This window comes from Bacillus sp. SIMBA_008, from assembly GCF_046535495.1.
In the GTDB taxonomy this organism is placed as follows: Bacteria; Bacillota; Bacilli; order Bacillales; family Bacillaceae; genus Bacillus; species Bacillus subtilis.
On record NZ_JAWRWL010000002.1, the window covers coordinates 95,676 to 108,555 of the forward strand.

Consider the following 12,880-nt stretch of genomic DNA (forward strand, 5'->3'; position numbering starts at 1 on the left):
GCCTTTAAGATGTTCTTCCACCTCAGAAATGGTTAATTCTCCTGATCTGAAGGCATCGAGAATTTCTTTATGATTCATACGATTTACTCCCTTCTATGATGTTTTGCACACTCTTAAAATCCAATTTCCCTAGCGCCACCTCTTGCATCAATCCGATGATTTGCTCGTCTGTATACGTGCCCTTTATGTGATGTGCTGCTGCGCTATGATTTTGTTTTTCCGCTTTTAAGGCCAAATGGTCAGATAGAGCTTGGACTGTCTGACATTCAAGGATTTCCCGGCCGGCCATCTTCAGCTGCGTGGTTTTTTCGATATGCCGCATCAATTTTCGGCCAAGAATTGAATCCATCCCATAATCCAGGAAGTTTCTTTTGAAATTGATTCGATCCTCAGATATGCCCAATTCTCGTGCTAAAAATTGAACAATGATCTTTTGAATATGGGTTTTGCCATTCGGCTCGTCAATCTCTGTTTTCATATCTTGTGAATGCTGTTTAACGGCCTCTGATTGCTGAGCTGACGAAATCCAATACCGTTCCCTTGCAAATGGATAACCAGGTAAAGAAACCATCCGAACGTGATCGCCATCATGAAGGAGTTCCCAAGGAATCTGATATCCTTTCACCCAGCATTCCGCGATGTTTTCCAAATTTCTTTCTTTTGCGAGAGCTTGCAGAACTGCTTCATCTTGTTCTTCTAAAATCCCTTCTGTATATCCTGTATAAAGGGATCTCTGTTGGCCTGATACCCCACCATTCTTCATTGCTTCCACATATTCCTTCAATTTTCGCACCAATTGCTTCTGATTGTTTGCAACGATCGCGAGCCTTGCTTCCATGGCTTTTCTCCCAACCTGAAGCGTATATGCCACATCAGGTAAAGAAAGGTTATGATTCTGCTCCAGATACGCAATCATGCGGCAGGCAGCATCCTGAAGCCGATCGTCATTTTGGGCTGAAATCACAATGATCTGCGGTGACCCTTGATGCCGCTGTGTGGACGGCTGATCATCCGGAATGTATTCTTCAATGACTGCATGTGCATTGGTGCCGCTGATTCCAGTCGTGCTGATCGTTCCCATCCTCGGCTTCTGATTTTTCCTGATCCACGAACGGTTTTCTTTGCAAAGCACAAATGGGCTTTCTTTAAACGGAATATACGGGTTTTCCGATTCACAGTGATGAGTGGCCGGAATGATCTGGTTTTTCATAGCCATCAGCATACTGATTAAAGCAACCGTTCCTGACGCTGCAAATGTATGTCCGATTAAAGGTTTAATTGAGCTGATCATACAGAATTGCTTCTGCTTCGTATATTTGCTGAACACGCTCGTTAACGCTTGGACCTCAAGCGGATCACCAAGATTCGAGCCGGTACTGTGCGCCATCACATATTGAATATCGAGCGGATTGATTTCATTTTTTTCATAAATGTTTTCGATCAATTCTGCCTGGCTAAAAGGATTTGGCGCAGTAATGCCGTTGGTTTTGCCATCGTAATTCACGCCGCTGGCTTTGATGCAGCCATAAATATGATCTTTATCTTCAATTGCCTTTGATAATGGTTTCAAGAGAACAGCAGCCACCGCTTCACCTGGCACAAGACCATTGGCATCCTGGTCAAACACTTTGCATTGTCCGTTCGGAGACAGCATTTCGGCCCTTGTCAGCGCCTCAAAAGACATGTGAGAAATATTCAAGCTGACGCCGCCCGCTAAAGCCATTTCACAATCCCCCTGACGCAGAGCTGAACATGCCTGGTGAATCGCCACCAGTCCAGATGAACATGCTGCTGTCAAAGCCATATTAGGCCCTTTTAAATCCAATGCGTATGCGATTCTCGCAGACAATGTGGCGTTTTGTGTTCCGTTAATGTAATCCGTATCTCCGGTTAGATGCGCATATTCCCCTTCTTCCACACCTACATAAACACCGCAGGATTTTCCTTTTATCCGATCTCCCATATAGCCGGCGTCTTCAAACGTGTGCCATGCTTCCTCTAGAAAAATACGCTGGCGCGGATCCATGCTTTCAGCTTCTTTAGGCGATATTTGAAAAAACAGCGGATCAAACCGGTCTATGTCCTTCAAAAATGCACCCCACCTTGGCACTGCTTTTTCTGGATCTCTGTTAGCTCTCCCCCAGTCCCGGCGTTCGCCCGGGATGTCAGAGATACACGATTTACCGTTTTTCAGATTATCCCACAGCTCATGGACCGAATCAGCTTGAGGGAACCTGCCGCTCATGCCGATAATGGCAATAGGCTCATCGTGAACCTGCCGAATGCTTTTTTTACTGGTTTCTGGTTCTAAAGCTACAGGAATTGCTGCATAAGCTTCAGGGGGCTTTTGCGCTTCTGATGCATCATCCCGGTAAAATGCTTCAATCAGCTCTTTATGATCGGTTAAGAAAAAGCCGATCAATTCTTGTAAAGTCGAATAGCCGAAAAATAAAGCCGGTGTCACTTCGATGTTGAAATGCTTTGATAACACATTCGAAAATTTAGCCAAATAGATTGAATCAAATCCGAAGTCGGCCCAATTTTTGTTCAAATTCAGCTTGTCCTTTGAAATCTTAAGCAATGTGTGAATATGCTCTTTCAAGTCGTATTCTAAACGCTTTTCAACGCTTAACGTTTTTACCTCATCCTTGTTTTCTTGCGCTAGAGGGGCTTGAGTGGCCGGTTCTGGAATAGCTGGTTCAGTCATTCCTAAAAATCGGCTGACACGGCTGGGCTGACCGGCTATGACGAGATGCTGAGCATCCTGCTGAGCTAGGATGTGCTCAAACATACGGATGCCTTCCTCGGCTTCTAGGAAGCGTTGGCCGCTTGATTTCAGGTACATATCCGTTGTTTCCTCATCACCGATCTTCATTCCGCCATCCTTCCATACAGGCCAGTTGATGACAAACGTTTTACCGTTATGCAGCTCATTTCTGTATTGTGCGTAAGCCATCTGAAACCTGTTGCCAATCGCATAATCACAACATCCAAAATCCCCTAAAACCGCAGAAGAAGAAGAAAAATAACACATAAAATCAAGGACTTCATTTTTAAGCCATTCATCAAGCGCTATCGTGCCGTTGATTTTCGGTTCAATGATGCGCTGGAAGCTTTCGATCTTTTTGTCAAAAATAGCAGAGTCGCTTTCGATTCCGGCTGCATGAATGACACCGTTGATGGCACCGAATCGGTCTTTCCCTCTCTTTACGCAGTCTCCCATTGCGATAGGATCAGACACATCGGCTTCTGCATACATCGCTTCGCCGCCTAGATCCTTTAATTCTTTTATTTGCTTTTGCTTCTCATCATTAAAAGGCGACCGCCCTGTCAAAATCAGGTTTGCGGCATAGTTTTTGGCCAAATGCTTGGCAAATAAATAACCAAGCCCTCCTACACCGCCTGTAATCAGGTAAGTACCGCCAGACTTCAATTTGCTGTCGTCCGGTTGTAACGTTGTCTGTTCAATGTGATTTACATATCGTTTCGCATTCTGATACAAAACCGTTTGTTCAGCTGAAGCCTGTAATTCTGCCCATATATTACGTGTCCAATCATCCATCGATCCTTGTTCCGCCGGCTGAAAGATTCCAGTCACTTTTGTGTGCGGAAGGACAAGCCCGAGTGAACGTTCGAAGCCAATCCATGATTCCAGATAGCTTCTGTCAAGACCATCTTCAAAACATCCTGCCAGCAGCAGCCGTGAAGGATGAAGCTTTGCTGCGGACATACCTTGTAATAGGTAAACAATACAGGAATGGTCCTTTATACAGCGCTTGTCTTCCATAGGCCACATATAGAGGATTGCATCTGGTTCTCCAAGTTCTTCTTTAATGCTCTGGAAGGCCTTTTCAAAAGTAACGGGTTCTTGCCGCACAATCTGGTAGCTATATTCAGACTGTTTGCTGTACACTTCGCCCTGTGATATAAAAATGACCTTAGTGTCTTGATCAACGTTTTTCAGGGCTGAAGCAAATGCGTTTTGCTTTTCTCTTTCAGTCAGAAAACAGATGAGCGTTTTGATACGTTTCGATGTGAGAGTCGCCGGCTCTTCTTTCCACACTTCTTGAAAAGTCATAACCTTGAAAGGTTCTTCTGTTTGCTGATCATGATCCTGTTCTATAGACGCCGGAGCCTTTGCCGCGCCTGGTGCCCAGTAACGTTCTTTTGCAAATGGATATGCCGGAAGACTGATCCGGACAGGCGTTTGGGTGCCGTACAGCATGCCCCAGTCGAAAGACAAGCCTTTCACCCAAAGATCCAGCAGTTTCGTGTATTTCCCTTTGCTCATCCATGCTTCTATGATTTTTTCCGTATCCTCATCCGCTGATAAGACTGCTAACGCTTTTTTGTTATCATCGATGCGATCCAGATACAGGCTGTCTGCTTTGTTTTCGATAAAATCGTTCAGCTTTCTCTCAAGATCCTCTAGTGATTCCGCTATAAAGGCCAGCCGTTCCTCCATTGCTTCACGGCCTGTTTGCAAGGTATAGGCAATCCTGATCAGGTCTGTTTCGCGGTACCTTTTTTGTTTGATGGCTGTAAGCAGCTGTTTCACTTTTTCTTGCAAGCGTTCCATGTTTTTGGCCGACAGCACAATCAGCGCTGGAGGATGGTCTTTCGGCGTTTGCGTCCCCGTTCTTGGAATATATTCTTCCAGGATGATATGGGCATTGGACCCTCCGGCGCCAAAACTGCTCAAGCCAGCGCGCCTAGGCACCTCTTGCCCGCCAATCACCGGGCGTTTCCATTCACCAAGTTGCTGCTGAACGACAAATGGCGTATGGCTGAACTCGATGTTCGGATTCAACCGCTGAGCATGCAATGATGGTGCAATTTGGCTATATTTAAACTGAAAAAGTATTTTTGTCAGCCCTGCAATTCCGGCTGCACTTTCACAATGACCGATATTTGATTTGCTGGAGCCGATCGCACAAAACTGTTTCTCCTGCGTATCTTTCTCAAATGCTTTTGTTAACCCCGCTATCTCAATCGGATCTCCTAATGCAGTGCCTGTTCCATGCGCCTCTAAATAACTGATGGTTCGGGCAGGAATGTCGGCGCGCTCCATTGCTTCTTTAATTACCTGTGCCTGTGCATGAGGATTTGGAACCGTGTATCCATTTGTTTTTCCTCCGCTATTAATGGCACTTGCCTTTATCACACCGTAAATATGGTCACCGTCTGCTATTGCTTGCTGCAGCGGCTTTAACACAATGGCGCCTACGCCTTCACCGTCGACAAATCCATCTGCATCATCGCCGAATGATTTACATGTATCACTAGCAGAGAGCATATTCATGACAGATAAATTCTGATAGTGAACCGGGTCGACAACTAAATTGACACCGCCGGCAATGGCACAATCACTCGATCCGCTATAGATGCTTTCCAGCGCTAAATGAATCGCTGTCAGGGAGGATGAGCAGGCTGTATCGACTGCAAGACTCGGGCCTTGGAAATTCAGTAAATAGGATATTCTGTTGGCGATAGACCAGTAGCCGTAGCCGGTCGGATAATTTTTGTTCATGACTCCGGCAAAGACGCCGATTTTTCTGCTTGAACAGAGCGAGTCAGGCGTGTATCCCGCGTCTTCAATACTTGCATAAGCGGTTTGCAGAAATAATCGCTCCTGAGGGTCCATTCTTTCTGCCTCAAGCGGAGAAATCTGAAAGAATAATGGGTCAAACTTGTCCATATCCTTGATAAATCCGCCCCATTTCGTATAAATTGATCCTTCTTTTCCTTTTTCTTTATCGTAATAAGCTTTCCAATCCCAGCGATCTTTCGGAATTTCCTCAATACAATTTCTTCCTTCTTTTAGGTTGTTCCAAAAGTCTTCTGCTGTTTCCGCCTGAGGATAGCGTCCAGAAATGCCGATAATGGCAACGTCACGGCTTGCAAGAGTGTTTGTCGGTGTTTCTTTCTCCCCGCTGAAGCCAAGCTTGCGATAGCGCCGTGTTCTTTTAGCGGCCTGATCAAGTTTCTGTGAGGATTGGGTTCTGCTTTCGGCCGGTGTCTGTTGTTGAACTTGACGGTCAAGACCTGTTAATTTCATCAGCGCTTCTGTTTTTGTTTTGATGAAATGATCCACTAATGCGTCAATGGTCTGGTACTCGAAAAATAAAGTGCTGCTTACATGGTCAAATTCTTTGCGCAATGTATTCGTCAGCTGGACAACAACGATAGAATCAATCCCGTACTTTTCAAGCGGTTCAGATGACTCAATTTTGCTTGCAGGAATTTTCAACGTTTCCCCGATTAGTTTTTTCATATATTCTGTGCTTTTTTCTCTTAGGAGAGCATGTTTTGATTGTCCAGCTTCCTCTGAATCTATGGTATGAATGTAGGCTGGCTTCTGATTAGACGCTTGTGAAACAACCTTCTCCGGCAAGATCACATTTTTCATCATACGGCGAACCAGCCCGTTGCTTGAGGCTGCGACGATTTGGTGACTCAGATCATGTGCCGCCTCAGCCGGGAAAAAGACAGATTCAAAGCCTTCGCTTTCAAGTGCCGCTTTCCAGCTGTCAGGATGTAAGCCTGGACAGCCGGGAATCCGCACTGCAGGATCTTCATACAGCCACCAGCCTTCCAAAAGACCAAAGGTGATGTGAGGGAACAGGCTGTTTCCCGCCATTTCATTCAGCAGCAGCATTCCGTTGTTTTTCATTACCGCTTTTGTATGCCGCAGTGTTTGACGGATATTTTTTGTTGCGTGAAGGACATTAGCGGCAATGACGACATCATAGCCTCCCGCTTCAAATTCCTGCTGGTCAATCGGTTTTTCCACATCAAAAAGCTGATATGTCAGGTACGGATTTTCCGCCCCATATTCCTTTTGTGCATGCAGCAAAAATGCTTTAGACAGATCTGTATAGCAATATTCATTGATGTGCTTTTGATATGGTTTCAGTTTTTCAAAGATTCCGGCACTCGTGCCGCCTGTGCCTGCGCCTATTTCCATAATGCGAATCGATGCCTCAGGGTCGTGCTTCAGACGTTCATCCAGATAAGCTAATAATGTATCGGCAAGCACTTTATTAAAATAATCTGCCACTTGGTTATGCTTATAAATGCCTTCCACCAGTTCCATCGAGGAATGCGGGAACATGATATCTGTTGCAGGGACTTTCCCTGTCAAAATATCCGGTAATGCTTTCAGCATGGCCTCTGCTAATACAACCATCGCCTTTGTCTCGCTGTCTTTAAGCCACTTTTCTTTTTTCGCATTCCATTCTTGCCAAAGCAGCTCGATATCCTCTGCTTGGTCCTTCCTCACCAATGAATCTCCAACTTTCTTAAGATAGCCATGCTGCAAGAGAAATTCGCTGCTTTGCCGAATCCATTTTCCATAAAATTCACGAGTCTTATATTGTTGAAGACGTTCAACCGATAATGTATAACCATCAAACAGCCCGGCTGTTTGAAGCTGTCCTAACAACAGCCTGTAAAGAAGATCATCAAGCTCTTCATGTGTCACTCTTTGAAATCGTCCCGTAGTCGGCAGACGCTCCATCAGGCTCTCTGCATCTGCTGAAGGTTGCTCTGGATAAAGAGTGATGAATTCATTCTGATTCACGCCTTCGACTGCTACAGGCTTTGTCGTATGAATGAAAGCTGTTTGGCTGACTGGCCCAGAAAGCAGGGCTTCCAGCGCCTTCATAGCCTCCGCAGGCTCAATTAAACCTAAGCCGATTTGATTCATGAGCTGTACATAATGTTCATCCTCAGCCGCTTCACTATTCCCCCAATATCCCCAGTTCATGACTTTTACAGGGCATGCCCAGCTCTGAGAAAGCTGGTGAGCAAAAGCATCAGCAAATGTACAGCCAGAGGCATAATGGCTTTGCTTCACATTTTTGATATGGGCTACAAGCGAAGAGAAGAATAAAACAAAATCTACATTCTCCTGACGGAACACTTGGGCCATCCGAATACTGACATCGATCTTCGCCGCCAGTCCAGCGGTGAATTCTTCCGGCTTCATTTTTTCCAGGCTTTGCTCAAATAAAACCATCGCAGAGTGAACAATCCCGTGAATATGAGGATGACGTTTTTTCACTTGTTCATAAGCCTGCTGCAATGAATGCTTATCGGCTGCATCGGCTGCAATGTAGAAAGGCTCAGGGCCAAGCGCCGAAAGTCGGTCTATTTTTGACTGGATGGCAGCATTAAGTTGACTTCGCCCAATCCAAACGATTTGCGCCTGGTAGCGGCGGATCATGTACTCACTCCACGCCTCTCCGATATACCCGGCTCCTCCGATGACCACATAGACTCCGCCTTTCCGATATAGCGTGTCGCCTGACAGTGAGTGCCGATATGGGATCAATTGCTGCTGATGCCATTGCTGATTACGATAGGCCCAAGCATGGCCAAGGCGGTCAGCTGGGAGCGCAAACATGTGATTTACCGGCCATGTGCAGCCTTTTTCAAGATCGAGAAGACGGATTTTCCAGTGTGGATATTCCTTTGCCATTGTGCCGGCAAGCCCATGAATGCTTGCATGAGCGGGTTGTACTGCCTCATGTTGCGTAACCGGCTGCGCTTGGACGGTCACAAGAGACCATTCAAGTTGTTTCTCGCCATAGCCTAATTGCAGGCATGCTTTCACAAGCTTAAATAAGTGAAGAACAGCTTCTTCTTGTCCATCACTACCTATACTTCCCCGGTGTGACGGGGCAATCCACAAAACATGGTCAATGCTTCCGTACGCTTGCAGTTTGTCCGCTATTCCCTCAATGTCATCTGCAGGCCGGATATCGATAAAGGATACTTGCGGATAATGATGCTTTATTAATGCCCGATCAGCTTCAGCAGCACCGCATAAAACAACTCGTGTACCAGCAAACGAAGCATTATCCTCCGTATCTGAAGAGACTGGTTCCCAGACAGGGATCATCATCGTATGCCCGGTCAGCTGAGAATCAGTTAATAGTTGCGGCTTTGAATGCTGCTCTCCATCAAGTGCCCGCATCGAGGCACCCTTCATTCGCACACAAACATGTCCGTTCTCATCACATAAATCAATATCATACTTTCTGACTTTGTCCTCCGCTTTACTGTCTGAACTGTATCGAATATAAGACCATATCTTCTCTGGACATGGGCTGAAAATATCAACCTCCTGTAACGCAAATGGAAGAGACAGCGTCTGAGCTTGTCCAGCGGCATTGACTGAGCTAACGATAAAACCGACTGTGGCATGGAACGCGGAATCCATCAAACTCGGGTGGAGCGCAAAATGCTGCTTGTCGTTTTTTAGAAAAGCGGGTAACGAGATTTTTGCAAGCAATTGATCTTTGCCGACATAGACTTTTTCAATCCCTTGATAGCCCTCTCCATAGTCAAGCCCAATCTTTCGAAACGCTGCATAGCATTGTTCTGACGTCACTGTGTCCAGGCTGCATTCTGTCTGTATTGATGAAAGGTTTAAAATGGAAGTGTCCGCTTCATCTGAAATGACAGCGCGGCCTTGGCAGTGTATCGTCAGGGCTTCTTCTTTATGTTCAGAGCTGCTATAAATGTCAAAGGAAATGTCCCCGTTATCCTCAGGAAAAAGGCCAATATGTATTTCTTTTGGTTCACTTTCTATCGTGATAGGCCGCACCCACACAATGTCTTTAAGCGACACCACTCTTTGTTCGCCGTCCAGATCGCCTGCAGCTTTTTCCGCTGCTTCCCTTGCCATTTCTAAATAGGCAACGCCCGGCAAAATCTTCTGTCCCTGTACAACATGATCTGAAAGGAAAAATTCCGTGCCTGTAAATACAGAGCTAAAGCGCTGCTCAGTAAAGTCTGATGTATTGCGGTGCACCAGCGGATGTAAGATATGATTCACAGTGCTGGTTTTCATTTCAGGAACCGGGATCCAGTAGCGCTCCCTTGCAAACGGATAGGTCGGAACACTGATTTTAAGCGGCTTGCGATCGCCGTATAGGTCGTCCCAGGTGACCCGCTTTCCTTGAACCCATGCTTTCGCCATTTCCATCATTTCACTGTCTTTTGTCAAATGGTTATTCAGCGCATTTACCGATGCTAGCCCAGCCGCCTCCTGATTCTCCTTGGCTCGTCCGGTCCAGCAGCCCTCGATCTCTTCTTCTCCATTGGCAAACGCCCGAAGTTTAGCCGTTAAATCTTTTATGTCTTTTACGATGAAGGCCGCACGCTCCTCCATTTCAACCCGCCCTGCCTGCATGGTATAAGCTAACGCTAAAAGATTGACGTCCTCGCTAAGAAAATCAAGAAGTTTAAGAGCGTAAGCCTGCAGACGATCTTTGTTTCTCGCAGACAAAGGTATCACTATTTCTTCATTTTTCGTTAAAATCGTCTCTGAATGGCTCTCTGCCGGAATATATTCTTCCAAAATAAGATGCGCATTTGATCCTGAAGCGCCAAACGAACTTAAACCGGCACGGCGGGGATATGTGACGTCCACCCCGTTTTCTGTAAAAGATGGCTGCTTCCATTCCTTTGTTTCATGCTGGACAAAAAATGGGGTTTGATCAAGCTTCAAATAAGGATTCAGCTCTTCTGAATGTAATGACGGCACCAAGGTTTTATGATGCAGCTGCAGGACAGTCTTCGTTAAGCCGCTAATGCCGGCTGCAGCTTCAGCATGGCCAATATTTGATTTCACAGAACCGATTGAACAGAATTGCTTGTCCTGCGTATTGCGGCTGAAAGCTTTTACTAACCCCTGTACTTCAATCGGATCTCCCAATGAGGTGCCAGTGCCATGGGCTTCAACATAGCTGATGGTGCGCGGATCAATTCCTGTTTTTTCTAGACACGCTTCGATAACATCAGCTTGAGCTACCGGGCTCGGTACTGTAATTCCGCTTACTTTTCCTACATGATTTATCGCACTGCCTTTGATGACAGCATAGATTCGGTCACCGTCCTGTTCAGCTTTTCGCAGCGGTTTTAGCAATACTGTGCCGACACCTTCTCCAGATACGTAGCCATCCCCGCCTTTGCCGAAAGTATGGCAATAGCCGTCACTTGAGTGCATCCCTACACTGCCATAGCTGATATATTTAGCCGGATGCAGTGACAAATTGACGCCTCCGGCAAGCGCGGCCTCGCATTCTCCATTCCGGATGCTCTCTATTGCCAGATGAACCGCAGTTAATGAGGAAGAGCAGACCGTGTCCACCGCCATGCTTGGGCCGTGGAAATTACAATAGTAAGAGACCCTGTTGGCGATTTGCGCATAATTCAGCGATAAAGGAAATGGATTATGTTCTGATAGAGCTTCAGCCCCTATAAGGGAATAGTCCTTATGCATTACGCCGGCAAACACACCGACATGCTGTCTTTTATTTTCTCCCTGCGGTGAAGCAATTGTCTCTGGTGTATAACCCGCATCTTCAATAGCTTCCCAGCATGTCTCTAAAAATAACCGTTCCTGAGGGTCCATCATTTCCGCTTCACGCGGAGAGATTCTGAAAAATTGAGGATCAAAGCAATCAGCCTCCTCGATAAACCCGCCCCATTTCGAGAGTGGCTTGCCTGCAGGTGAATCCAGTCCATTGTTTTCTTTCCACTCCCAGCGTGAGTTTGGAATCTCTGTGATGCAGTCGGTACCCGCTTTAAGATGTTCCCAAAATTCCTGTATGTTTTTTGCCTTAGGATAGCGTCCCGCCATTCCGATAATGGCAATGTCCTCACCGATCTCTGGTAAAGAGGTAACACCATCAGGAGAATCCTTCATTGGTGAAGGAGATTGGCGGACAGCATCGTCCGCCTCTCCAATTGAATAGTGATCAGCAAGATGAGCAGCTAGTTCTGCAATTGTTGTAAATTCAAACAGCAGTGTCGGAGCAAGATCCGCTCCAACCTTATCTCCAATTTCCTGAACCACGGTAAGCAATGACGGAGAATCCAGACCAAGCTCATAGTACCCAGCGTGGATATCCATTTGTTCTGCCGGCCTTTCAAGCTGCTTAGCAAGCAACTGACGCAAATACATTTCAAATGCGGGATAGTCCTGACTGATGTTCTGAGAGACAGCAGCTCTTTCTTCTTGAATTTCTTTTGCGGAATGAAAGGCTGACCCATTCCGTACAGATTTGCCTGCAAATTGTTTCAGCTCGGCCACTTTTTGTCCTGCTGAATTAAAATATTCAATCGTCATATAAGTGAGCTCTTTCTTTTGGCGCACAGATGAGGAGAGGATCCGTGCTGTACATCCTTTTTGCAATCGTTCTGAAGCAGAAAACGATTCATAATACAATGGCAGGTACATCGTTTGATCTGAGATCAGGCAGCTTGAACCTATGCCGCTGCCGTCAATAAGCGTCGGATGAAACAGAAAAGCTTCAGAATGGCGCAGGGCGTCCTGTCCAACTGCTAAATCAATTAAAGCACCCTCTTTGGTTTCATAAATCCGCCCTTTTGCCTTCATCATGCCGGTATGGACTAACTCCTGAGAACGGCATTGTTCATAGATTTCATCTAAATTCAGAATCCTGTCAGCTGTACTTTTCCACTGATTAAGGTCTATTGATTCGGCAAAAGCGGTTTGCTCTTTACGATGCATGTCAGCAGTCACATATTGTCTCTTGTCAGATAGTGATTCTCCATGCTGTTTTTGTCCGTCGATGATGATGGACCATGTCCCTTCCTTTCTTTCAGACACGTGAATGGTCAGGGCAATGTCATATGACTCATCTGCGATCAAAGGGTAAAAAATGGTCAGGTTTTTTAATTCAAGCTCTTGGTATGCATAACCATGTTCCTGGAATACTTGGTAGATTAAATCTATATAAGCAAGGCCGGGTAATAACGCTTGTCCATATACCTTGTGGTTGGACATGATTGGATTATTTAATGAAATGTGCAGTTGTTCAGTTATCATTTTCCCACTCCTCTC

Annotated in this window: 1 protein-coding gene; it reads right to left on the minus strand. The window is 45.9% G+C overall.

Annotation, left to right across the window (positions count from 1 at the left end; genetic code table 11):
- Positions 1-67 precede the first annotated feature (67 nt).
- Positions 68-12,865, minus strand: coding sequence for a polyketide synthase PksM (gene pksM, locus SB658_RS06130; RefSeq protein ID WP_410601357.1), 12,798 nt, complete (start codon positions 12,863-12,865; stop codon positions 68-70).
- Positions 12,866-12,880: the final 15 nt, after the last annotated feature.